We start from the raw sequence: 25,621 nt of genomic DNA, 5'->3' as shown, positions 1-25,621 counted from the left end.
AGTGGATTACTGTGTTATTATACCCGCAAGATATCAATCATCTCGACTTCCAGGGAAACCACTTATTGAATTATCAGGAATACCAATGATTGTTCGAACATTCCAGCAATGTATTAAAGCGTGCCCTCCAGAAAAAGTATATGTTGCAACAGATGATTCTCGTATTGAGAAAGTATGTCGTTCGTATGGTATTCAAACAATAATGACATCTGAAGGTTGCTTAACAGGAACTGATCGAATTGCTGAATGTGCTAATGAAATTGATGCGGACGTATTTATTAATGTTCAAGGGGATGAACCCTTATTTAATCCGCTTGATTTAAAACATATTATAGAAAAAATTACGTTGTATCCAGGGGAAATTCTAAATGGATACGCTGAAATTACACAAGAAGAACAATTCCGTAGCAGTTCTACGCCAAAAGTTGTTTTTCGTCCTGATGGAAGACTCCTGTATATGTCTCGAGCTTCGATTCCAACAACAAAATCCTTGAGTTTTGAGAAATCTTGGCGACAAGTTTGTGTTTATGCTTTTCCACGAGAAGCGCTAAGGGACTTTGCGGATGTGTCTCAAAAAACAGAGTTAGAAAGTATTGAAGATATTGAAATTCTTCGTTTTCTTGAACTCGGGTGGGACGTGAGAATGATTGAGCTATCCGATGATTCAATCGCTGTGGATAACCCTGAAGATGTAGTGCGTGTGGAAAAAGCGATAAGAGAACGTGGCATAATAAAATAAAATTAATAAAAGAACCGAGGTGTGAGGTCATGAATATAGATTGCTATGAAATAATTATATTTGATTGTGACGGGGTGCTAATGGATGTTAATCAGAAAAAATCCGAAGCTTTCGGAAAAGTAGTTTCGGAATACCATCCAGATATAGTGAGAAGATTCGTGAAGTATTGCAATGAATCTTTTGGTATTTCTAGATATGTGAAATTCAAAGAGTTTTTTAGCGAATTTGCGAATGAGCCTTTTGATGAAGAAAAGTATCAAACTTATTTATCAAACTATGCGAAAGAATGTCGAGAAATCTATCGAACCGCCGATATAACACCTGGATGTGAAAAGTTACTAACTCAATTATTTAGCAAAGGAAAGGCTCTATACGTTGCATCCGGCAGTGATGAAGAAGAACTTAATCATGCATTTAAATTGAGAGGCCTTTTTAAATATTTTAACGGGATTTATGGGTCTCCTAAAACTAAGTCGGAGTCTACCTCTAAAATACTGAGACAGTCCATCACTAAAAAAGGATTGTTTATTGGGGATGCTGTTTCTGATATGCAAACTGCAAAAGAACATAAACTTGATTTTATCTACATGTCTAATTATACTGTGCAATCACCAGAGCAGGATGAAATATGTAAAAATGAATCAATCTTTTATATTAATAAGCTTGAAGAACTATTATAAATTTCAGTGAAATCCAATAGTAGGAATTATTAAGTAGTACTCCTAGAAATCCCCCTGTGTTAGGCTAGTTATCATATAATGGACGTAGGGTATCTCCCCAGTTTGTGTAGTAACTAATATTATTCAGGATTTGGAGAGGTGCTCTATTTTTTATGCCTACAAAGCCTTGAGTCCCAAGGTCACTGGATTGTGAAATTAACTCATTAAGTAAGAAGGATTATGATAAGATGAAAAGAAGATTAATTAAACTTATAAGAAAACCATTTGTGCAAAATGTAATAATTCTATCTTCGGGAACTGTAGCTGCGCAATTAATAGCATTTTCACTAGCACCAATTATTACTAGACTGTATGGACCAGAAGCTTATGGGATGATGGGGGCTTTCATAGCAATTGTTTCAATTTTCGTTCCTATCGCTGCACTTGCATATCCAATTGCAATTGTATTACCAAAAAAAGATGAAGATGCAAAGGCTTTAATAAGACTTTCTATATGGATTACGACTGTTATTTCCTTATTAATTGGATTATTATTGTTATTATTTGGTCAACGAATTATGTATTTATTTAACATTGAAGAATTTATCCCTTATTTATACTTGATCCCGGTAGTAATTTTTTCAGCAGGATTATTGCAAGTGATAGAGCAGTGGTTAATTCGAAAAGGGCAATTCAAAGTTTCAGCTAAAGCAATGATCTCACAATCAATAGTAATGTATGGGGGACAAGCAACTATTGGTTTGTTTTTTCCAACTGCCCCAGTTTTAATTGTATTATCAGCTTTAAAAGAAAGTTTAAGAGCCTTCTTTATGTTCTTATTTAGTCTTGGCTATAAAAAAAATGAAGAAAATATTTTAGAAAGAAAAAAAGTTCCTATTAAAATAGTTGCTCGAAAATATAAAGATTTCCCGATTTTTAGAGCACCTGAGATTTCCTTGAGTGTACTTTCGGCAAGTCTTCCAATTTTATTATTAACAACTTTTTTTGGTTCCATTTCTGCTGGATTTTATACTATAACTAGAATGGTATTAAATGTTCCAATGCAACTCCTAGGTAAGTCTGTTGGGGATGTGTTCTATCCTAGAATATCTAATGCAGCAAACAATAACGAAAATATTACAAAATTAATTAAAAAGGCGACACTTTCGCTTGCTGCAGTAGGAATTCTTCCATATATAGCAATAATTTTTTTTGGTCCATGGAGTTTTGGATTGGTTTTTGGTGAGGAATGGATAAGAGCAGGGGAATATGCTAGGTGGATAGCTATAGGAAGTTTTTTTGAGTTTATCAGTAAGCCTAGTGTTAGGTCCTTACCTGTTTTGTCAGCACAAGCTTTTCATTTAAAGTATACAATTACTTCATTGTTTTTAAAGTTCACTATGTTAATAGTAGGTTATTACGTATTCTCTAGTGATATTGTTGCTTTAGCTCTTTTCGGTATAGCTGATGCACTTCTAAATTTGACTCTTATTTCAATAACACTCTATAAAAGTAGGTCCTTTGTAGGCAGAAATTAAGATGAAAGGAAAAGAATTGGAGATGTATTTTAATTAGTTATTTGAATAGATAGCGTATTTAGCCCTTTTATAAATAGTTCAGTAACGGTTACGGAGCGGACATCAAAGAAGGGCTATGTGTTTATTTCAACAATTGCAATATTGAAATAGTCACATGCGGATATTTAGCAATAAAGATCCTGACAACTCTAATATAGTTGCGTTTAATTGAGGACAGTGCAGGAACGCTGAGTATGGAAATAAGAGTCGGGAAATAGCTCAAGAATTGTATATCATTAAAGCTCAGTCATTACTAGACGTTACAGGATCATACTTTGTGAGAGTAAATAAAAATGAACTTTTAAGATATAACTAAACTTAGCAGATTTGTTTAATTAATGCGGTACCATTTCGTCTTGTCCATTTTCATCCGATTGTACGAAGCAGTCGAAATGATATAGCTGCAATCTTCCAGTCTACGAATCGCTCTTTTAATCGTATCGACAGACCAAAATGGGAACTTTTCGTTTTTCCACTCATCATATGTTTTGTAAACCCACTTATGCCCATCCCGCACATTCTGCGAAATGAGCGATCAAAAATGCAGATGCTGAAGTAAAAAGGCCTCATTTAATCCAACTTGCATCGCAAGCGACGAAAGCACTTGAAGTGGCGACTCTTTAATTAATAAATTCATCACAAATCCTCCTCTGGTGAATGGCAACAAAAGCTCCAGCCCCTAGGCGCTGGAGCCTAGACGCGACAAACACATTTCTGCCTACTATATAGTCGATACTCATAAAATGAAGTATTTTTCCAAACCTGCTTTGTCGCTTGGTGATGGTCATACCCCAACTGGCAAAATAAAAACATCCAGAATGCTGGTCAAAATCAACTAGAAACTGGAGTCTGCATGAATCAGTCGCTTTGAATCCGATGAAAGAAAAGTTGCGAACTGATTCGATTAAATAACTAATCAACTAAAAAAGCTATTTGAGACAACTATCTTGACAAACATCGGTATGCAAAACTTTAATAGTGTTCCTATTATCTACTGTGTTTGGTATAGTGGTATTATTCCGATTTAATCAAGCAAGGAGATATATGTGCTATGTACTATTCAGTTTTAGCAATTGGTGCCTTTTTTTCCATTTTCAATAAGAAAATTTTATCAGTTTTGTTCATACTTGTTTTAGCCTTATTAGCATTTTTCAGGTACGGTATAGGTACTGATTTCTTTGCCTACCAATACCTTTATGACAGGCTGAAGTTTTCAGCAATCCATGAATTTAATTTTGGTATAGATTCAACCGAAGTTGGATTTCGAGTAATAGGTGCATTTATAAAATCCATTGGATTAGAGTATCAACAATATTTAATTGTTTTTTCTACAATAAACCTCCTTTTTGTTTATAAAACTTGTAAGAAGTATAGTGAAAATCCAACTTTATCAATAGTGCTTTATTTCAGTTTTTACTACTTAACCTGGACATTCAGTGGAATAAGGCAGGGAGTAACACTGGTAATTGGAGTTTATTACCTGTTGGGAGCAATTAAAAAGGATAAAAGTTTGAAGTTTATTGTCATTACTTTGTTGTTATCCCTAATACACTCGTCGGCATTAATGCTGATATTTCTCTATTTTATATCAAAGATGAGATGGAACAAAAAAAGATTACTTACTCTAACAATCTTTAGTTTAATGTTTTCAGTATTACCTGTGGGAATCTTGTTAAGTAAGATGACATGGTTACCGTTTTTCAATAGATTCGGAGTTTATTTAAATGGAGAATACTCATTAAACTTATTTGATTTTTCTGGTTTTGGAAGATTGTTTTTCCTTATTGTAGCTTTCTTTTATTATGATTATTTCAGTAAACAAAATGATTTTTCAAAGAGGATACTAAATGTATATATCGTCTCCTTGTGTCTATATTTTATTTTTCAGTTTTCGGAATTAACAGCATCAAGATTATCGATATATGGACAATACCTGGACGTAATCATATTGGCAAACGTTATGTATTTATATCGAAAATCGTTAACGAAGGTGATGTATTTATATTGTATATTTGTATTATGTTTTGCGTTCTTGTTCAAAAATTTAGACGCAATGGAGAAAAATTTTTCAGATCCTAACGGTGATTCAATAATAACACCTTATATTCATTTAGATAATAAAGACAATTACATTTATCACAACAAGTATTATGACCTAGTTAATTAATACGCCTTTGGATCAAACGGGGTAGTAATGATATTTCAATAGTTTATTAGGTACGCTGTGCTTGAAAGTATTCAGAATATAAACTACCACTTTATAATAAAATAATCAAAATCTGATTTATGGGTATCTGTCTGACTAACATGTGTTTTTTAATGGGATGAATTGTTCGTCTTTTATTGAGGCATGATTACAGGTACCCACTAGCGTTGCATAGCTTACAAATAATATTAATTAATGAAAAATAATACAATGCAAAAATAAATGAGAAAACTCTCCACCAAAATAGGAATTTAAATTTTTAAATTTTCTTCTCTTTATTTGTGAAGTGCTCTTTAGTAATGGGGGAGACGATTGCTACATTTTCTCCGTAATTCATTAGAATTGGAATGCACTCCGAATTTTTTTGTCTACCTTTACTTTTCTTTAAGCGACGATTAGAACTTGCTAAAGGCTTGCTGATGGGTCTGAATAAATAGACTCGCATTTGTCGTGGAAATTTCCAAGCTGATTTTTTAGGCTGGTGAGTTAACCGTATAATCTCAATCAAAGCAAAGACTATTAATGTAATGTACATCTGGTTCCAGATACCTTTGGGAGACTGACTAAATATATGATTGAGTTTCAAATGTTGCTTAATGCATTTAAAGAAAAGCTCTATGTACCAACGATTTTTATATGTTTCCAGAATATCTTCTTCACTCAAATCCGGACGATTTGTAATTAAATGGAACGTTGTTCCTTCCGAATCTTTAAACTCTATATTACGTAGAATCTCTGGACTTGTTTGAATCGACAACTGACATTGGGATGAGTAGGTGTATAGTTCCTGAAAAAGTGATTGCTTCAACAGGAGATATTGCTGACTCAGACGCAGTAAATTACCTTATTGATGATGACGCTTTATATGTCATGGATCGAGGCTACGCCCATAAAACCAAAATGGGTGGATGGCTTCAGAGAAATATTCAATTTCGCATCTAGTGGACTTACTCGGCCAGCTAACTAAGTCCTACTGGAATTTACAAAGACATGCCGTTGGTATAAATACTAACGTAGGTATTATTCGTATTATCGATGGTACCTATGTTAAGTTGCCTGACAGCGCCTCCAATTGGACGGCTGTATTGTATTTATATCGAAAAGTCGACGACTAATTTGTGAATAGCTAATAGATTGTAGATCCAATTCCCTTTGTAATGAGTTATTGGAACGAATATTTTCAGCAATTACTCGATGGCTATTCCACTTGCATAAGATGCCTACTATAAATGCTTTTACCAAAGCAAAATCCGTTAACTTTTTTCGTCGTAGTTCATCAATGGACACGCCAATTAAGTAACCGGCAGCAAGGATAAGTATTGACGAAAGACTAAGTTATGGTCTAAGCTTCCCATAGGGAGTCTCCTTTCTGTGTAATAAAAACTGGTTTAGTCATCAGTAATTATTCTACAGGCGGAGCTCCCTTTCTGAATTTTTCAAACACTTTGGAGGTATAACACTATTATTTGTAAGTGATTTTATAGCTGTGCAACGCTATTGGGCACTATTTTAATTATTCGGATACGAAGCAAGCCATGGCTTTTTGATTGGCACATTCGCACGGGATAATGATGAAGTCCAGGCTGCGTTGTTAACTGCGGAAATGGCTGCTTACTATAAGTCTATTGGTAAATAGATGTACGATGGCCTGATGGAGCTCTGTGATGAGCTAGGACATTACCGGGAAGCGCTGGAGTCGTTGACGCTTACAGGGAACGATGGACAAGAGAAGATTGCGGTAATTATGGAAAAGCTTCGTCAGGTTCCACCGCTATCTATAGCTTGCGTTACTGTAAGTGCTATTGAGGATTATAAAGCGGGGACAAGACGCCTTAGGGATGGAACGATTGAGAAATTGACGTTGATAAAAGCGGATGTTTTAAAGTTCTTACTTGAGGATGGTTCTTGGGTGTGTGTTAGACCGTCTGGGACAGAGCCGAAGTGTAAGTTTTACTTTGGGGTACGGAAGGATACGTCTGAAGAGGCTGTGGCAGCGATGGAAATAATGGTGGATGATATGAAAAGTCGTTTTGATATTCTGGAAGTTGAGCGAGATTGATTTCCAGTTATTTGTTCATATCAATTAATATTATTTACTATTACGCCTCAGCTGTAATCGTATACAACCGAGACAATTATATAACTGAATTCCCAGAGATTAGTACTAAAGCATCGAAGGCTATAATCATTGCCTCCATGTACCGCCATCTAACAACCTTCCACACCCCCCTATATGTCCTATCTTCACTAAAGGGTAATGAAGTGTGGGCTGTGGGTGCGGAAGATGCCCTGGTTAAAAAGGGACTAAGTAACTTGGATATACTTATTTAGATCTCCAGTTTAGCATAAGTCCATTGAAGTAAGGAAATATAGAAGCGTATAGGTCATTGAAGAAAATATTCATTGAGGAAGTCTTTGAGCTTGTACTTGTTCATACTCCGGTAGCTGCATTGTTAGCGCGAATGGCATTTTGCATTCATCTAAAGGAAATGTTATTTAAACTGCCCATGGGTTTCATTATTATAAAGGAGTTCCTTTGTTGAATTGGTTTTTATTATCCACTTGAGCTTTTGACTGCACGATGATACGCTTATTACCATGAACAATGAAGATTACTGACGAGCATGGAAGATGGGAATACCCAAAGAGTCCGTTCAATACGTGCACGGGGCTGGCGTTGAGCCGGTGTGTATTGTAATGAGTATTGAAGCGAAGCAAAATTTGAAACAGTCATTTGGAATTTCAAATGATGTATTTATTGTTTCGTATGTTGCCGAGATTAATAAAAATAAAAATCACCAATTTCTATTGAGAAATTGGTGCCCACCATCGCTCGGTATAATGCTTGACACAAGGTATGAGTGGATATCGGAAGAAGAGTAGAATCAATATATTGATAGGTTTAGGTAATAGATTCAACTCTTCAAGAATGCGTATAAAAATACAGTTTAGAAATGCGGGCATTGCCATGAAAAGAATATTTGATTTAATTGTATCCATTGTTGTGTTAATTTTTTTGTCTCCTATATTTCTAATGGTTCCTATCCTTATTAAAATAGAATCTAAAGGACCGATATTCTTTCGACAAAATCGCGTAGGGATGAATAAAAAGACTATTGTAGTACTTAAATATCGATCAATGAAAGTCGATAAGCAAGCGGAAGATAATTTTGAATTTCATAAGGATAAAATAAGAGTTACAATTGTTGGGAAGTTTATCCGTAGGACTAAAATTGATGAACTTCCTCAATTACTTAATGTAATAAAAGGTGACATGAGTATTGTTGGTCCGCGTCCAACGATACGTGCTCAGGTAGATGAATACACCGACAGACAACGAAAACGTTTGATTGTCAAACCTGGTTTGACAGGGCTTGCGCAGGTGAATGGAAATATCAACTTGAGTTGGGACGAACGTATCGAATATGATCTTGAATATATTGAACACCAGTCATTTTGGGGAGATTTGAAAATAATATTCAAAACCATTGGTGTGGTTTTATTTGGAGAAGATAAATTCACGAAGAAACGGGTGAAGTAATAATGACCAAAGTTGTTTTTATCGGCACTGTTGAATCGAGTTATCATGCACTTAAAGCATTAATTGATGATGGCGTAACTATTACAGCGGTCTTTACATTGAATTCCCAGTATTCAGTGGGCGTCTCTGATTATCGTGATTTATCACCACTGGCTAAAGATAATGACATCCCGTACTTTACTTTCAAAAACGTAAATGAAGAGAAAGTAATTGAAGGCTTAATAAACTTGCAACCAGATTATATTATTGTGATTGGATTATCCCAATTAGTGAAAAATGATATTTTAACGATACCTACCAAAGGGTGCATTGGAGCACATCCATCACTACTTCCTAAAGGTCGTGGACGCGCTTCTATTCCATGGTCAATTATTAACGGTGACAAGGAGTCGGGTATGTCGATATTCTTTCTAGAAGAAGGTGCTGATACGGGAGATGTAATTGCACAAGAAAGAATTTTGTTGGACAAGCGTGAAACCGCGGCTAGTTTATATGAGAAAGCCATAGCGGCACTATACAGAATGTTGGGGGCAATAATTCCTGATATTAAGGCGGGAATAGTCGCTGGTATCTCGCAGAATCATATAGAAGCAACATTCACTTCTCGTAGAGTTCCAGTTGATGGATTTATTGATTGGCAACAAATGAACACAGAACAAATTGATTGTTTGATTAGAGGTACTTCTTTTCCCTACCCGGGAGCTTATACATATTTCAAAAAGAAAAAAATAATTCTATGGGATAGTGAAATAATAGAGAACGAACAACATGTAGCTGTTCCAGGACAAATCCTTTACGTTTCCTTAAGTGGGGCAGTTTGGATTAAGACGGTAGATGGAATATTGTCAATAAGGAACCTAGGAGTAAATGGGGAAAATCAAAGTGCTTCAACTATATTAAAACCTATCGGGCACACATTAGGAGTTACAATGGCAGAATTGGCGGAAGAGGTGTTGAAATGAAAGTACTTGTTGTAGCAGCGCACCCTGATGATGAAATGCTTGGCTTGGGCGGAACGCTAGCGAAACACAATGCTAATGGTGACGAAGTGCATGTGTTAATGGTGACTGAAGGCTCTTCAACTCAATATAAGAACAATCCTGATATGATTGCTCAGAAAAAAAATGAAATGGATCAAGTGAAGAAGGTATTAGGGTTTAGGGAAATCCATTATTGCGATCTACCGGATATGAAACTTGATACGTTGGCTCATATCGATTTGAATATTCCGATTTCAAGAGCTGTACAGAACATTAATCCTGATATTGTTTATACGCATTTTTACGGGGATGTAAACAAGGATCATCGAATGATATTCGAATCTGTGATGGTGGCTGTTCGCCCTACGGGAAAAGATAGTGTAAAAAAGGTCATATGCTATAATACACCTTCTTCAACCGAATGGAATTTACAGCGTAGTCACACTGCTTTTATGCCAAACTTATATGTCAATATCACTGATTACTTGGATATGAAAGTTGAAGCACTTGAACAATATAAGAGTGAGGTTCGTGAATACCCTCATCCTAGATCAGCCAAGGCTATAAAGATTCATGCTCAGTATTGGGGAACCCATATTGGTGTAGAAGCCGCAGAAGCTTTTATGATTGTTAGAGAAATTAGATGAAAGGGATGAAATACATTTGAGAAAACTTTATGTGGTTGGTGCAGGTGGCTTTGGTAAAGAAGTATTGGGTCTTATTGAATGTATAAACGAAGTTGAGAAAAAGTGGGAGATCCAGGGGTTTATTGATGACGATGAAGTTAAATTAGGTACAGAATTATTGGGTTATAATGTATTGGCTGGGACACAATTCTTACTTGAAATGAAAGATAAAGAAAATATAGATGTGGTTTTAGGCTTTGGAGAACCAGCAATTAAAGAGATTTTGTATAATAAGTTGAGTGAATTTAATTTTCCGCAAGTTATACATCCTAGTTTTAAATCTCATAATTCAAATTCTATTGGGCAAGGTTGCATCGTTACCGAAGGTGCACTTTTAACTGTGGATATAACTTTAGAAGACTTTGTTGTATTAAATATTAATTGCACGGTCGGACATGACACTATTATTGGTAAATATTCTACGATTGCTCCAGGAGTAAATGTTTCCGGGACAGTAAAAATAGGGGAGCAAGTCTATATAGGATCAGGTGCAAATATTAGGGATGAGATTTCTATTGGTGAAAATTCGATAATTGGCATTGGTTCATTGGTTGTTAAAAACGTTAATTCCAATAAAATAGCAATGGGTGTTCCCGCGGTTGAAGTAAAAGATAATGTTGCTAAGAGAGTTTTTAAATAGCGGGTTGCTCATAACAAAGAACTTTTGAGAGTAAGCGGATTAAACGGGAATTCGAAACGAACAAAAATTAAAGCATGGCTATTGTGAAGAACTAATAATTATTGTAATTACAGATAAGAAAAACTTATTAGGTGGTATTTTTAATGCGGAATGTAGCAATTGTCGGTGCAGGTCAAATGGGGTCTGGCATCACACAATATTTAGCGATGAATGAAATTAAGGTTACATTAATTGATTACAGAGAAAGTAATATTGAAAGAGCTTCAAAAACAATCGGAAGTAGTTTAAACAGGTTATTATTAAAAGGTAAATTGAGTGAAGAAGAAATTTTTCGAGCTCAAGGCAATATTCGCTATACAACTTCTTTGGACTGTTGTAGCGAAATGGAATTGGTCATCGAGGCGATACCAGAGTCTTTAGAAAAAAAAGAATATCTTATTCAATTATTAAATGACATAATGAATGAAGATTCTATATTAGCTACAAATACTTCTTCTTTGTCTATAACAAGGTTAGGTTCTATGTTTAAAGATCCAGCAAGAGTAATTGGTTTGCATTTCTTCAATCCAGCTGTGATTATGCCGCTAGTAGAGATAATTCGTGGACTAGAAACTTCGAAAGAAACTGTGGATAAGGTTTCGAAACTTATTGAAAGTATTAACAAGGAACCAGTATTTGTACAAGATCAATCTGGTTTTGTTGTAAATAGAATACTAATACCTATGATAAACGAGGCTATTTTTGTTTTACAAGAAGGTATCTCTACAGCTAAAGAAATTGATAAAGCAATGAAGCTTGGAGCGAATCATCCAATGGGACCACTAGAGTTAGCAGATTTTATCGGATTAGATACATGCTTATCTATAATGGAAACACTTCATTCGAACTTCGGTGATGATAAATATCGACCGGCTCCATTATTACGTAAATATGTAGATGGAAATCACTTGGGGAGAAAAACAAAAAAGGGATTTTATGTATATTAATACGAAGAAAAACGGATGAAGGGGAATGAGTAAGTGGGAAAACGGATTTTATTATCTTCCCCTCACATGAGTGGGAACGAACAGAAATACATAAATGATGCATTTGAAACGAACTGGATTGCTCCGCTTGGACCGAATGTGAATGCGTTTGAAAAAGAATTAGCTGCATATTCGGGGTCAGCAGGAGCAGCGGCAACGTCTTCTGGTACAGCTGCCATTCATTTGGCGCTTGAACTTGTCGGAGTAAAGGGGGGAGATCGAGTCTTTTGCTCTAGTTTGACGTTTGTTGCTAGTGCCAATCCGATACTTTACCTAGGTGCGGAACCGGTATTTATTGATTCAGAAGATGAGACGTGGAATATGTCTCCTGTTGCGCTCAAGCGCGCTTTGGAAGAATTAAATTCAGTTGAAAGGCTACCTAAAGCCGTTATCGTCGTGAATCTGTATGGACAAAGTGCGAAGATGGATGAATTGATGGCGGTTTGTAATGAATATGATGTTCCGGTTATTGAAGATGCTGCAGAGTCTCTTGGCTCTTTATATAAAGGGAAGAAAAGTGGTTCGTTTGGTCAATTTGGCGTTTATTCATTTAACGGTAATAAGATCATCACCACATCCGGCGGAGGAATGCTTGTTTCGAATGATGTAGATGCATTGGCACAGTCAAGATTCCTAGCAACACAAGCACGGGATGCAGCACCGCATTATCAGCATAGTGTTGTCGGCTATAATTACCGGATGAGCAACATCCTCGCAGGTGTCGGCCGTGGACAGCTTGAAGTATTGGACGACCGTGTTCAGGCTAAACGTGATGTATTTGAACGCTATGTGGCAGCGTTAGGTGACATAGAAGGTGTTCATTTCATGCCGGAGTTAGAAGGTACGTATTCAAACCGCTGGTTGACGGCGTTGACGTTGGATCCAGACAAGGTACGTATAACGCCTTACGAGTTAATGGATGCTTTGGATGCAGAGAACATAGAGGCACGTCCAGTGTGGAAGCCTTTGCATTTGCAACCGTTGTTTGAGGATTGTAAGTTCTATGCGCATGCAGAAGAGACAATCGTGAGTGAGCGGTTGTTTGCGGAAGGGCTTTGTCTACCGTCGGGGTCGAATATGACGGTGGAAGAGCAGGAGAGGGTAATTGCGATTTTACAAAAGCATCTTTCATGATCTTCCAAGACCCTAGTCAAACTTAATAAGTGACTAGGGTTTTTCTTTTCACATTTATGAATTTTAATATATAGACTTGGTAGGATGGAAAATAATGAGCCTGACGATTATTACGGTCGAGGAACCAAAACTAGCAGCACAACATGTATTGGAACTCTTAAAAGAACAACAGGATGATGGTAAGTTATATGCACTCGGTCTTGCGACGGGAAGTACGATGATTCCTGTATATGAAACATTGGTCAATTCGGATTTTTCATTCGAAGAAGTCACCGCATTCAACCTTGATGAATACGTTGGACTCGAAGATGGCAATAAGAATAGCTACGCATTTTTCATACAAGAGCACTTATTTAGTAAAAAGAAATTTAAACGTACCTATATCCCCAATGGTGTTGTTGAAAACTTGGAGGAAGAATGCGCCTCATACGAAAGACTTCTACGTGAATTTCCGTTGGATGTTCAACTTCTTGGCATCGGAGAGAATGGGCACATTGCGTTTAATGAGCCAGGTACTTCGTTCGATTCAGTTACACATGTTGAGACATTAACGGACTCTACACTTGGTGTAAATAGCTCATTCTTCGAGGATGATGAACTGATACCGACCACTGCATTGACAATGGGTATTTCATCTATCTTAGCGGCGAAAAAGATCATTCTGATTGCACTGGGAGAACGAAAGCGATTTGCCCTTGAAAGGCTGTTGGAAGGGACAGTGACTGTTGATTATCCAGTGACTGCGCTACTAGGCCATGGGGATGTGACGGTTATTACGGACATAAGAGATTTGACTGTTTAACTACAAGGCATTAATTTTAGATACCTGTGTATAAAACTATTCTGACCATCCACCACAATTACATATTTATAAGGCAGTGACTAGTTATTTACTACAATTTCTAATCTCATTTAAATTTTTATACAATTGTGTAATTTGTTCATTGTTGTTTGTTGCACAAGTACCGATTTTAAGTCAAACACTTAGCAAAGAGCCCACTTCTGGTAACTCTTGTTAAGTGTTTATTTGTTGTTGCAATACGAACGTACATTCCACATACTGATTAAAAGAGGAGGGAACAAATGTGCGTGTTGAATTGATTAAGTCGATGGAGCGGAAATATGTCTTAGATATGTTGTACATATCAAAACACGGTGCAATAAGCAAACGTAGAATCAAGGTGCTACAGGTGGGTGAGGTATCATTCCTAGCCTATTGTCATCTTCGCGGATCCAGAAGAACTTTTACGATTGATAACGTGCTGGCGCTTGTTCCTGTCATTCGAAAAGAAAAGGCGGTTATTTAATGAGTAGTCGACAACTAGAAATTTACAATTTATTGGAAAATCAGAATCAATCCACAATAAGTGAAATCACAAGAGCTGTTGGATTGAAATCGCCTTCTACAGTTCATGGTCATTTAGACAAAATGAGGGGTAATGGTTATATTGACTTTGTTAATACAGTACGCACACTGCGACTAGTCGTATGATGGATTACAGCGCGTTTCCGAACAAACAAATCGCCTGTATCGACATGATGAGTTTCTACGCTAGCTGCATGGCGTCGATACACAATTTGGATGTTCGTACTGTTCCTATCGCGGTGGTCGGTAATTTCAAACAAAAGGGGAGTGTTGTGCTGGCTGCATCACCCCCAATGAAGAAGCGATTTAGAGTGAAAACGGGAACGAGGCTTTTTGAAATTCCGGATCACCCCGATATTCGTTTGTTCGAACCAAAGATGGCCTTTTTTTTAGAAATGTCTATGTCTATTACTCGTATACTCCACAAATATGTTCCAGCAGAAGCCATTCATGTATACAGTGTGGACGAATCTTTTGTAGATCTTTCGGGCACTGAGAAGCTATGGGGCAATCCGGTAGAAACGATTAAAGAAATACAAGCAGAAATACTTGAAACGTTAAATTTACCGTCCACAGTTGGAATGGGTCCGAACATGTTGATGGCGAAGCTTGCGCTTGATCTAGAAGCGAAGAAAACAGGTTTTGCGAAGTGGGCATTTGAGGATGTACCGTCGAAGCTATGGCCAGTTGCACCGTTGAGTGAAATGTGGGGAATTGGCCGACAGACGGAGAAAACTATGAATAATATGGGTATCTTCTCAGTTGGCGATCTTGCACACACATCGCTTGAACGACTTGAGAAAAGGTTTGGTGTAATGGGAAATCAATACTATCATCACGCCTGGGGGATTGACCTGTCCGAGTTGGGCGCACCTTTGCTGGAAGGTCAAATGAAGAGTTATGGTAAGGGTCAAACGCTTTACAGGGATTATGTAACCCGTGAATCGGTTCTTGCCGTCATATTAGAAATGTGTGAGGATGTTTCTCGTCGTGCAAGGGAAGCTGGCAAAGAGGGGAGGACCGTTCATCTGGCGATAGGATATAGCAAGCATGCATTGGGTGGTGGATTTAGTCGGTCGTTATCAATCGAGGAAGCTACAAACGATACGATGAAAATCTACCGGACTTGTGTAGCTCTTTTCGACAAATTTCATGATGATCGTCCCGTACGGAAAATTAGTATCTCAATTACCAATTTAGAAGATGAAACATCCATGCAGTTAAGCTTATTTGATGGAGATAAGTTGAGAAACCGTGAGTTAGGCGCAGTTATGGATCGCATTCGGACTAAGTATGGATCCACAGCTATATTGAGGGCTGTGTCTCTAACGGATGACGGGACTGCAATCGGACGCTCTAAATTGGTTGGCGGACATAAGTAATGGGAGGTATAGCATGATTCGAGATCGCGGAAATATGAAATGGACGGCATTGATGTTGCCGGAGCACATTGCAGAATTGAGAAATTGGATGGATCAGGAGCATTATGTTGAATGCCCGGAGCTCAGTGATTGGGATTTACAATCTATCCAGGAAGAAATCGAATTAGCGTATCAACGCAAATGCCAAACGTTGATTAAGACTTGGAAGGACGGCAAGATTATGACACGCGGGGCCGTAGTGGAAGTAATTGATGTGCAGTCTAGCTGTATTGTGCTCGATAACCCCTTTGGAACTGAGAGGATTTCATTTTCAGATATAGTTAGCGCACAATGTATGGAATGAAAAACAACGAACAATGACCGCTCATATATGGTTTAGGCCCGCCCGAAGCCTGCGGCCGACCGCTCAAAATTTCAGGTACCTATGCAAGAAACTACTCTGGAAATTCACTACAATTACATATTTATAAGACGTGGATTAGGTATTTACTTCAATATCTAATCTTCTTTGTGATTTTATACAATTGGGTGATTTGTTCGTTGTTGTTTTTTGCACAGGCACCCACACAATTATTCTAAAAAGCGGATCTTCCAGTTTTACTTGCTATATTGTCATGATGAGAACCTTCACCAATTATTAATCTCTTAGGAATACTGGTGTTTCATATAACTTCCTTTCAAGTTGTTTTTGTACTTCGTAACTAGCAATTTCTCCTCCACTTGATACAGATATCCATTCTATATTAAAAAGGCTAATTAAACCCTTCAATAATTCGTCCCAGCATATATCAATAGGAGAAACGCCGATATCAATTCTTTCTATGGTTTCAAAGATTTTTTGCTTTGCTATAGGAGTAACATTCTGTAGGCGAAAGGTGTGAAATTTCCTTTCTCTATGTCAAAACGAGTCCACGCTTGCCATAATGCAGCTCTTCCTGTTTGTCTAAAACTTACCTGGTCACGGTAAATCTTGAGAGTGCGGATGGATGCTGATATCATCGGTTCGTACTGGTTCAAAACCTCTTCAAAATTATTCACGACTGCGGTGTTTTCGACCGTGCACGATTCTTTTATTCCCGGGTGCTTTCATCGTAGAATATTAGGAATGCAGAATCCAATCATCAATTAGTGGAAATGGAAGTATTTAACCGATTAAGGCAGAAGTCTCCTTCCTCAACGCGAAGCGTATGTGGGAGATGAATGCTTGCCATTGTTGTGGTTTGATAGGGAACGTTTGTTTTGATTTATGGTATAATTGATTGTAAGAATGTTCTGTTATTCGCGATTGGAGGAATGAAAATGATTCGTTGTATGAAAACATCATTTCGGGCAAACAAGGATACGATTGACCGATTATTCCAGTGTAATCAAGTAGCAGGTGAAGTGTGGAATCGCTGTCTAGAACTCGCGAAAGAACACCATCTGAAAACAGGGAAATGGATCACGAAAAATGCGTTACAAAAAGGCACAAAAGGAATTTTCCCGATTCATTCGCAATCAGTACAAGCTGTTTGTCATAAATATTTGTTTGCTCGGGATGCGGCAAACAAAGCCAGAAGAGCAGGGTATACCACTAAATATCCATACAAACAGAAAAAGTATTTCAATACAAAATGGGCGAACAATGGCTTCACTATTTTTGAAAACGGTAAAATCGAGTTATCGATGGGTAATTTCGAAGGCAAAAGACAAGCCCCTCTCGCAATCTGGATAAAAGAAGTTCCAACAGGTCAAATCAAAGAAATTGAATTGATTTTTGATCGACAACTGATGCTGTCGATTGCTTATGAAAACGGTCAAGCAGTTAAAGAACATGCCTTTGAAAATCGTTCAGCCATCGATGTTGGCGAAGTTCATACGATTGTAGCGGTGGCAGAGAATGGGGAAAACATCATCATTACCGGTCGTAAACTCCGCTCGATTCATCGGCTCCGCAATAAAAAACTCGCAGAACTGCAACGGAAAATGAGTCAGTGTACAAAAGGCTCCAAACTGTGGAAAAGATATCACCGTGCGAAACAGTATGTGCTATCAAAAAGTGAAAGACAACTCAAAGATGGCCTCCATAAAACCACGAAACAATTTGTCGATTGGTGTGTTGAAAATGAAGTGAAAGAAGTAGCGTTTGGCAATGTGGACGGTGTTCAACGCAACACATCTCGCCGTAAAAAGAAAAAGGTTAGGAGTCGAACTACGAACCAAAAACTATCGAATTGGTCTTTTGGAAAAGTGTACGTATTTCTATCCTATAAATTAAAGGCAGAAGGGATCGAAATTGAGAAACACGACGAAAGTTTTACCACGCAGCAATGTCCTTGCTGTGCGAAGAGACGTAAAGTGTCTTCGAGACTCTATAAATGTCCTTGTGGCTATCAAAATCATCGTGATATTCACGGTGCAGCCAATTTCTTCGCAAAAACATTTTATGGAGAAATAAGGGGACTCGACTTCAGCTTACAACACCCAAAGTATCTACGGATTGCCTAAGTGCAGGAAGTAGTAGATGGTCAGTCCAGACCCTGCTTATCCCTGGATAAGTTGTTGCCTACCGTAGTTGGCGAAAGTGATTCCTGTGATTGATTACAAAAGATAAGTGTCACCCACTTATCTTGTTGGAACGCTTTTGTAGATGTAGTAGGAAACCCCCACTTCAAAAACGGTTTGTTTTAAGTGGCGGGAGGTTCATGTACCTGTATATGAAATAATAATTACAAGAACAAAGTGATTTGAAGGGTACCTTAAAATTTTGCTATCTACTCTTGTTCACAAGCAGTTCTTTACTCTGTCCCTAGGCTTACTAGTATACTAAACTGATGATAGAACTCATTCGTATAATTCTGTTTAGAAAAATATAAAGTATAGAAATCAATTGAATTTACTAATAGAAAGTGGGAAGATACGTGGCAATTATTCAAGTGTCTCAGCGTGGAGGATCCAACTACAAAACCATTCAGGTTGCAGTAGAGGCAGCTCTACCAGGAGATACAGTGGAAGTGGATGAAGGTGTTTATTATGAACATGTAACAATCGATAAGCTGCTCGTTCTTCGAAGTTCAGAAGGTAAAGCGAGCTCAGTTCGTCTAACAGGAAGTGTTCGTATCGCGACAACGGAAGAAGTGCGTATCGAATCGATCAGTATTGGAGGAGGCACTGGTCCAGTGGACTATGGTTTACATATCGAATCAGGAGATGTAACGCTTCACCACTGTCTTTTCTATGAAATTCAAGGAGTTGCAATGCGAGTTGATGCAGCTGCAAAAGTATCCGCAGAGCATTCGATCTTTCAAAAAAACATACAAGGTATTGAGGTATTAGGGCGTTTGGCTTTGTTCGAATGCATAGTAGAAGACACGATCAAGTCTGCACAAATTAGTGTGCGCGCGGGAGGAGAAGTCGCGGTAACGAATTCCGGAATTTTAAGTGGGCAAGAAGAAGGCCTTTGCTTGTATGAAACGAGTCGAGCAACAATCACCAAAAGTTCATTCATCGGAAATCGCGGGGTTCAACTTCGTTTGGAACAAGACAGTTCTATGGATGTAGAAAGTACGAATTTTTATTTTGGACATGTCCAAGGAATCTATTGTGATCAATCTAAGGGTGTCCTGAAAAATTGTGTCTTTAAAAACCAAAGTTTGGAGCATGTAGCATTTACGAATGGATCCCATATCGAAGTCGAGGCAAGTACGTTTGAAAATGGTGAGGCTGAAGGAATGAACGTCAGTGGTTCATCAGTTGAGCTATCCGACTCACAGTTTAAAAACCAAAAAGGAGACCAAATTTCCTGTAACGAACAAAGCAAACTCTCGATTACAAAAACACAGATCCTTTCGGGTGGGTCTAGAGGAATTGTGTCCGGAAATTCCACGTGTACACTCATCGAATCTGAAGTGAAGTACAATCAGATGACGCAACTCTCTGCGTTTACTCAAAGCGTGTTCACGATTCTGGGTTGTGAAATTGAGAGTGGAAACAATAAAGGAGTTTACGTGACAAGTAGTCAAGTGACTATTTCGGATTCTCTTATTAGCCATCATAGTGGTGTACAGATTTTTGCTTCTGAACAATCGGAAGTAATTCTGTCGGCGACCGAAGTAAAGAGTGGGGATAGTGCAGGGATATTTGTGAAAGAATCCGAGTTGACGGCAGCCAATTGCATCATCTTCGGTCATAAGGGATCCAACGTTGTACTCAGTGCTGCGGCTAAAGCAGAAATTACCGATTGTAGAATATCGAGTGGCGATAAGAACGGCATACTTGCAGGTCCTGAAGTAGTTATTTCATTAGAACGGTCAATTTTGTTCAATCATAAAAGGCCACAAATAAGAGCAACGGAATCTGCAGAAGTCTTTATAACGGAGTGTGAAATCTATGACGGTAAATCGTCAGGAATCGTCTTGAGTCAGGTGGAGCGTACTGAAGTGACGGTAACTCGAGTACATGGTCATCAAGATGATCAAATCATCTTGCAAGATTGTTCGGATGCTGTATTCACTGGGGTGCAAGTGATGAATGGAAAGAAGGCTGGACTGAGACTCGAGCGTTCGGTTCCGGTTCTTAACGACTGTTCTTTTGAGAACAACCAAGCAGGAGATTTAGTTCGTTGGGATGACAGTGTTCCTGTGCTCACCGATACGGACTTGAAGGTTCCACCAATCACTAGTAAATTAGGCGGCAGTGCTGGACATTCCTCTACTGTAGATTCATCACCTACTGATCAGATGGATGTTTTCATGAATGGTTTGAACGGGTTTATTGGACTGGAAGATGTGAAAGACAAAATCCAGGAGTTTAAAAACGTAAGCGACATTAATCAATTCAAATTAGAGCGTGGAATGAAAGTTAATCCGATGGTAGCGCCTCATATGGTCTTTCAAGGTAATCCGGGTACTGGTAAAACGACAGTCGCTCGGCTTATAGGAAAGATTTTTAAGGAACTAGGTTTATTAAAGACAGGCCACGTAACTGAAGTGAAGCGAGAAGATCTCGTTGGAACGCATGTTGGTGAATCAGAAGAACGAACGAAAGTAATTATTAAGGAAGCTATGGGTGGCGTCCTCTTTATAGACGAAGCGTATACGCTTGCAGCAGGGGGCAATTCTAGTAATGATTTCGGAAAAAAAGTAATTGAAACGTTGCTTCCTGCAATGGAAAATTCTCGCGGTGAATTCATTGTCATCGCGGCAGGCTATACCGAAGAAATGAACCGTTTCCTAGCGTCTAATCCGGGATTGAAAGATCGTTTTACTGAAAAGATTCACTTTCAAGACTATACACCAGATGAGTTGCTTCAAATCTTCTTAAGCCAGTGTGAAGGAAGCTATGTGCTTACTCCTGCTGCCAAACAAGCAGTTTATGAGGAGTTCGTGGAACGTTATCGTATGCGCGATGAAACATTTGGTAACGCTCGAATGGCACGTATACTATACGATCAAATCGGGCTTGCTCAGTCGATGAGAATTGCGAAACTTTTGCGTGAAGAGTGGACGGAAAAGGTATTGACGATGTTTGAAGAACAAGACGTTGTACAAGCGGTACAAGAGCGTGGAGTGAAGACGTACGAAGTTCCAATCGATGAAGTACTACTCGCCCATAAACGTGCAGAACTCCATCAGTTTATCGGCCTTGGTTCTGTGAAGGCTGAAATAGATAAAATGATTGAATTAATGAGATACTACAAACGAGAAAATCATTCTACGGAGAAATTGATGAACCACACGCTGTTGATTGGTAAACCAGGGACAGGTAAAACCGAGGTCGGTCGTGTGCTCGCTGGTATTTATCAAGCGCTTGGATTATTAGAACGAGGCGATCTGATTGAAGTAGATCGCAGCGATTTAGTCGGTAGTCATATTGGTGAAACGGAGAAGCTGACAGCCGGGCTGATTGAACGAGCGATGGGTAGTGCGTTATTTATTGATGAAGCGTACACACTTGCGAGTGGTGGAGAGAATGACTTCGGGAAAAAAGTAGTGGAAGTATTGCTGAAAAAAATGTCCGATCGACAAGGCGAGTTCCTATTAATTGCCGCAGGGTACGAAAAAGAAATGAATCGTTTCTTAGACAGCAACCCCGGACTCCGTCGACGTTTCGGACTAACGTTCCATTTTGAAGATTATACACCAAAGGAATTAATGGAGATTACCGACCTCTATAGTAAAGGGTACGGCATAACAGACGAAGCAAAGGGTGCATTAGTTCGTCACTATGAAGAGATTTATGCGCGTAGAGATAGTCATTTCGGAAATGCCGGTCTTGCAAAAAAAATAGCGAGAGAAATGACGCGTAAAGTCGATTATCGAATGGCTGTGGCGAGCAATAAACAAAATAGGCTTGCGCTCGAAAAAGAAATTACGAAGGATGATTTAGTTTTGTTGGAGAGTTGAATGATTTGTTGTTTTAATACACAGGTACTGCAAAATTTCAGGTACCTTTGCAAGAAACTATTTTGATAATTCACTACGATTACATATTTATGAAAAGGAGATTAGATAGGCACCTAACTATCTAATCTTTATTGGGTTTTTATACAATTGGTTGAATTGTTTGTTGTATTTTGTTGCACAGGCACACAAACAATTAAGTATCCTCTTCCACAACTTGCTTGTACGTGAGGCAGTAAAAGCGATGCCTGTGCACCGCACAATTCAGACACTAATCAGACAATTAGGAAGGTGAATGAAAGGGGTGTAAACGATAAACTAAAGTGAGCAGTTCTCCACAAATAATTTTTACCACGCTTGTACAAAAAGTTATCCATCATACTGATATAGTATCGAAATGGAGAGCGGGGAAAATTTCAGGTACTGTGCGCGAAACTACTCCGGCAACTCACTGCAATTACATATTTATGAACAGGAGATTAGATAGGTATTTGATTATCTAATCTATAATGGCTTTTATACAATTGGGTGAATTGTTCGTTGTTTTTGTTGCAGGTACCAGGTCGGTTACTCGACTACTGCAAAACGAAGAACTGCCTCTTCCAATACGTCAATTCCGATTAAGATATCTTCAATCGCTGTGTATTCATTTGGATGGTGACTGATTCCGTCTACGGATGGAACAAAAAGAAGCCCTACAGGACATAACCGGGTCATGTTCATGGCATCATGGCCAGCCCCACTCTGCATAAGTTGATAGGGAATATTCTTGTCCTTACAAACCATTTCTAACGCATTGTTAATTTCTGGGGATAGAAGCACAGGCTCCTCAGAACTAATTTCAATACTTTCTATCTCGAGTTTTCTATTCTCTTTAATGGAAGTTATCGTTTGCACTAAATGATCTTGCACGCGTTGCCTTGATGTTAACGAAGTGGATCTCATATCAATTTTCAATTCCACATCTCCCGGCACGACGTTCATAGCCCCATTGAACACCTCCATAACGCCTAGTGTAGCGACAGTACCAAAGTCTTCCTCTGCCTTCGCGACTTTTTCAAGTTCCAAGGCAATTTCTGCTGCCCCAAGAAGCGCATCTTTTCTCATATTCATCGGAGTCGTACCTGAATGCGATGCTTTACCTGTTATTCTAACAATTAGCCTAACCGGAGCAGCAATTCCTGTAACAATACCGATTTTTTTATGATTATTGACTAATACTGGACCTTGCTCGATATGCAATTCAAAAAAAGCTTTAAATTCCTCATTCACTCGACTTGCCTGATCGATACCATTGATATCAAGTGCACAATAAGATAGTGCATTTTCTAATGTAATGCCATCTTTGTCTTTCAAATGTCGATATTTATCTTTTTCAAATTGCCCTGTCATCGCTTTGCTTCCAACTGTTGATACGCCAAAACGGGATGATTCTTCGCACGCAAATGAAATCACTTCAATCGGATGGTTCGTTTCAATCTTTTTTTCATTTAGGCGTTTGATCACTTCTAATGCAGCTGTGACGCCCAGCACACCATCGTATTTCCCGCCCTGGTAAACGGTGTCTAAATGAGAGCCCATGGCAACAGGAGGGAGCCCTTCAATCTTTCCTTCCCGTCTGGCAATAACATTACCACAAGAATCCATGCGTATATCAAGATTTTCAGCCTTGCACATCCGCATAAAAGCATGGGTACATGTTTGCTCCTCGTTGGAGTAAGCAATTCTTGTAATTCCCTTATCACCTGCATTGTATTGATTTATATTTGCAAATAATGCTTCAAATCTTTTTCTTCTATCCATGCCCGTAACCTCCGATTATCTATTTTCGTCTTAGCTTGAAGAAAGAGTATACGATTTAAGCACTCATTTAATGATATGTGTCCCTGCTTTTTCATTGATTGCGTCTTTTAAACTTTCGGTATTCGTAATGATAACTCTCATCCCGCTCTCCTCCAAAAAGCTTAAGCTTGCTTCAATTTTAGGCAGCATACTCCCTTCAGGAAAATGGTTTTCAAGTACATATTGCTTTGTCTGTGAAATTGTAATGATCTCCAGTTCTCTTTGGTTGGGTTTACCAAAGTTAATACAGACCCTTGATACACCCGTTGTAATAATTAAAGTATCTGCGTTAATTTGTTCCGCTAACAGACTTGTCGCAAAGTCTTTATCGATAACTGCATCTATTCCTTCATATGTATGATCTTCCCGCTGTACAACAGGGATTCCACCACCACCCACTGCAATAACAACAAAATTTGAGTCAATGAGGGACTTAATGGCATCCTTTTCAAGTATATTAATTGGTTTAGGGGATGGTACCACACGCCGGTATCCTCTTCCGGAATCCTCAATAAATTTCCATTCCGGATGTGTTGCCTTCATTCGTTCAGATTGTTCAAATGTATAAAATGATCCCACAGGTTTTGTTGGATTTTTAAAGTTGGGATCATCTGAACTTACTTCAACCCGAGTTAGAAGTGTAGCAACTTTTTTATCAATACCCCTTCTTGCAAATTCATTTGTTAATGCCTGTTGAATTTGATAGCCAATCCCGCCTTGTGTATCCGCTACACAATTAACGAGCGGGATTAAAGGCATTCCTTCTTGTTCGAGTGCAATTTCAGACCTTCGAAGACCGAAACCTACCTGTGGTCCATTTCCGTGTGTAACGACAACTTTATAGCCTTCTTCCACCATATCGGCAATATTAATAACCGTTTTTTGCACTACTTCATATTGATCCTGAATTGAATCAAAGCCATTCCCTTTAACCAACGCGTTTCCGCCGATGGCAACAATTATTACTCCACTCACCCGTGTTCCCCCTATAATACGTATGTATTGTTCTAGCTGCGTTTGTGTGCCTGTCTGCCCAGTAGCTCAAATTTAAGCTCATAGGAAATGGATCCTTCATAGTCATGATTATATACGGGATTTCAATAATTACATACAAAAACCCAAAATCGCTGCCACCCGCTCATATATCGTTAAGGACCGCCCGAATCCCGTGGCTGACCGCTCATATATCGGTTAGAACCGCCCGAAGCCCGCGGCTGACCGCTCAAAATCTCAGGTAACTGTCCACGGAAATATTCTGACTATCAATTACAATTACATATTTATGAACAGGAGATTAGATAGGTACTTGACTATCTAATCTCTATTGGATTTTTATACAATTGGATAAATTGTTCGTTGTTTTTTGTTGCACAGTGGTCGACCCCCTTATAATGGACATAAACGGGTATAGTATTGTACCTGTTATTTTTAATAATTCATGAAAAGGGGATGATACCATGGGTT

23 protein-coding genes are annotated in these 25,621 nt (G+C 38.4%); 20 read left to right on the top strand and 3 right to left on the bottom strand.

The genetic code is table 11. The annotated features are described in order from the left end of the window. Position 1: 1 nt before the first annotated feature. From AC1TO6_RS07790 to AC1TO6_RS07775, 4 genes are all read left to right on the top strand, one after another. Positions 2-739 carry a 3-deoxy-manno-octulosonate cytidylyltransferase gene (locus tag AC1TO6_RS07790; protein WP_482101041.1) on the top strand — a complete coding sequence of 246 codons (738 nt, stop codon included), beginning with the start codon at positions 2-4 and terminating at the stop codon, positions 737-739. 29 nt (positions 740-768) lie between these two features. Beyond that, a complete protein-coding gene (locus tag AC1TO6_RS07785) occupies positions 769-1,419 on the top strand; it encodes an HAD family hydrolase (RefSeq protein ID WP_482101040.1) in 651 nt (216 codons plus the stop codon). A 227-nt stretch (positions 1,420-1,646) separates the two neighbouring features. Continuing rightward, positions 1,647-2,936, top strand: coding sequence for a lipopolysaccharide biosynthesis protein (locus tag AC1TO6_RS07780; RefSeq protein WP_482101039.1), 1,290 nt, complete (start codon positions 1,647-1,649; stop codon positions 2,934-2,936). Between the two features lie 1,090 nt (positions 2,937-4,026). Further along, positions 4,027-5,142: an EpsG family protein gene (locus tag AC1TO6_RS07775; RefSeq protein WP_482101038.1), complete on the top strand. Its 1,116-nt coding sequence runs from the start codon at positions 4,027-4,029 to the stop codon at positions 5,140-5,142. Between the two features lie 298 nt (positions 5,143-5,440). Here the strand turns inward: AC1TO6_RS07775 and AC1TO6_RS07770 are convergent, their stop codons facing one another. Then, the gene (locus tag AC1TO6_RS07770; RefSeq protein WP_482101037.1) at positions 5,441-5,989 is read right to left on the bottom strand and encodes a transposase; all 549 of its coding nucleotides are present in this window, start codon (positions 5,987-5,989) and stop codon (positions 5,441-5,443) included. 100 nt (positions 5,990-6,089) lie between these two features. On the opposite strand from AC1TO6_RS07770, the gene AC1TO6_RS07765 reads away from it, so the two are divergent. From AC1TO6_RS07765 to AC1TO6_RS07690, 16 genes are all read left to right on the top strand, one after another. After that, positions 6,090-6,296 (top strand): hypothetical protein, encoded by a 207-nt coding sequence (locus AC1TO6_RS07765; protein WP_482101036.1) that lies wholly within the window; start codon positions 6,090-6,092, stop codon positions 6,294-6,296. A gap of 536 nt (positions 6,297-6,832) precedes the next feature. Further along, positions 6,833-7,240 carry a hypothetical protein gene (locus AC1TO6_RS07760; protein ID WP_482101035.1) on the top strand — a complete coding sequence of 136 codons (408 nt, stop codon included), beginning with the start codon at positions 6,833-6,835 and terminating at the stop codon, positions 7,238-7,240. Between the two features lie 572 nt (positions 7,241-7,812). Then, positions 7,813-8,064 (top strand): hypothetical protein, encoded by a 252-nt coding sequence (locus tag AC1TO6_RS07755; protein ID WP_482101034.1) that lies wholly within the window; start codon positions 7,813-7,815, stop codon positions 8,062-8,064. Positions 8,065-8,149: 85 nt separating this feature from the next. Then, the gene (locus AC1TO6_RS07750; protein WP_482101033.1) at positions 8,150-8,722 is read left to right on the top strand and encodes a sugar transferase; all 573 of its coding nucleotides are present in this window, start codon (positions 8,150-8,152) and stop codon (positions 8,720-8,722) included. A 2-nt stretch (positions 8,723-8,724) separates the two neighbouring features. Further along, on the top strand, positions 8,725-9,684 hold the full coding sequence (locus AC1TO6_RS07745) for a methionyl-tRNA formyltransferase (protein WP_482101032.1): 960 nt from the start codon (positions 8,725-8,727) through the stop codon (positions 9,682-9,684). Beyond that, complete coding sequence (locus tag AC1TO6_RS07740; RefSeq protein ID WP_482101031.1) at positions 9,681-10,349, top strand: PIG-L deacetylase family protein; 669 nt, start codon at positions 9,681-9,683, stop codon at positions 10,347-10,349. The genes AC1TO6_RS07745 and AC1TO6_RS07740 overlap by 4 nt, the downstream gene beginning before the upstream one ends. Continuing rightward, the gene (locus AC1TO6_RS07735; RefSeq protein WP_482101030.1) at positions 10,330-11,028 is read left to right on the top strand and encodes an acetyltransferase; all 699 of its coding nucleotides are present in this window, start codon (positions 10,330-10,332) and stop codon (positions 11,026-11,028) included. The genes AC1TO6_RS07740 and AC1TO6_RS07735 overlap by 20 nt, the downstream gene beginning before the upstream one ends. Positions 11,029-11,171: 143 nt before the next feature. Further along, complete coding sequence (locus AC1TO6_RS07730; protein WP_482101029.1) at positions 11,172-12,014, top strand: 3-hydroxyacyl-CoA dehydrogenase family protein; 843 nt, start codon at positions 11,172-11,174, stop codon at positions 12,012-12,014. Between the two features lie 66 nt (positions 12,015-12,080). After that, the gene (locus tag AC1TO6_RS07725) at positions 12,081-13,187 is read left to right on the top strand and encodes an aminotransferase class I/II-fold pyridoxal phosphate-dependent enzyme (protein WP_482101395.1); all 1,107 of its coding nucleotides are present in this window, start codon (positions 12,081-12,083) and stop codon (positions 13,185-13,187) included. 94 nt (positions 13,188-13,281) lie between these two features. After that, positions 13,282-13,989: a glucosamine-6-phosphate deaminase gene (locus AC1TO6_RS07720; RefSeq protein ID WP_482101028.1), complete on the top strand. Its 708-nt coding sequence runs from the start codon at positions 13,282-13,284 to the stop codon at positions 13,987-13,989. Positions 13,990-14,272: 283 nt separating this feature from the next. Then, positions 14,273-14,494 carry a transcriptional regulator gene (locus AC1TO6_RS07715; protein WP_482101027.1) on the top strand — a complete coding sequence of 74 codons (222 nt, stop codon included), beginning with the start codon at positions 14,273-14,275 and terminating at the stop codon, positions 14,492-14,494. Next, positions 14,494-14,679, top strand: coding sequence for a LexA family protein (locus tag AC1TO6_RS07710; RefSeq protein WP_482101026.1), 186 nt, complete (start codon positions 14,494-14,496; stop codon positions 14,677-14,679). The genes AC1TO6_RS07715 and AC1TO6_RS07710 overlap by 1 nt, the downstream gene beginning before the upstream one ends. Further along, positions 14,679-15,935 carry a Y-family DNA polymerase gene (locus AC1TO6_RS07705; protein ID WP_482101394.1) on the top strand — a complete coding sequence of 419 codons (1,257 nt, stop codon included), beginning with the start codon at positions 14,679-14,681 and terminating at the stop codon, positions 15,933-15,935. Before AC1TO6_RS07710 ends, AC1TO6_RS07705 begins: the two co-directional genes overlap by 1 nt. A 13-nt stretch (positions 15,936-15,948) precedes the next feature. Next, entirely contained in the window at positions 15,949-16,278 is a 330-nt protein-coding gene (locus AC1TO6_RS07700) for a YolD-like family protein (protein WP_482101025.1), read from the top strand. A gap of 956 nt (positions 16,279-17,234) precedes the next feature. Then, positions 17,235-18,422: an RNA-guided endonuclease InsQ/TnpB family protein gene (locus AC1TO6_RS07695; RefSeq protein ID WP_482101024.1), complete on the top strand. Its 1,188-nt coding sequence runs from the start codon at positions 17,235-17,237 to the stop codon at positions 18,420-18,422. 413 nt (positions 18,423-18,835) lie between these two features. Then, positions 18,836-22,318 (top strand): right-handed parallel beta-helix repeat-containing protein, encoded by a 3,483-nt coding sequence (locus AC1TO6_RS07690; protein ID WP_482101023.1) that lies wholly within the window; start codon positions 18,836-18,838, stop codon positions 22,316-22,318. A 564-nt stretch (positions 22,319-22,882) separates the two neighbouring features. On the opposite strand, the gene AC1TO6_RS07685 is transcribed toward AC1TO6_RS07690, so the two are convergent. After that, a complete protein-coding gene (locus tag AC1TO6_RS07685) occupies positions 22,883-24,118 on the bottom strand; it encodes an allantoate amidohydrolase (protein ID WP_482101022.1) in 1,236 nt (411 codons plus the stop codon). A 63-nt stretch (positions 24,119-24,181) separates the two neighbouring features. Next, positions 24,182-25,132 carry a carbamate kinase gene (arcC, locus tag AC1TO6_RS07680; protein WP_482101021.1) on the bottom strand — a complete coding sequence of 317 codons (951 nt, stop codon included), beginning with the start codon at positions 25,130-25,132 and terminating at the stop codon, positions 24,182-24,184. Between the last annotated feature and the right edge of the window lie 489 nt (positions 25,133-25,621).

The sequence above is a fragment of the Sporosarcina sp. Y352 genome (genome assembly GCF_056786535.1).
This window is presented reverse-complemented; position numbering and strand designations above follow the sequence as displayed.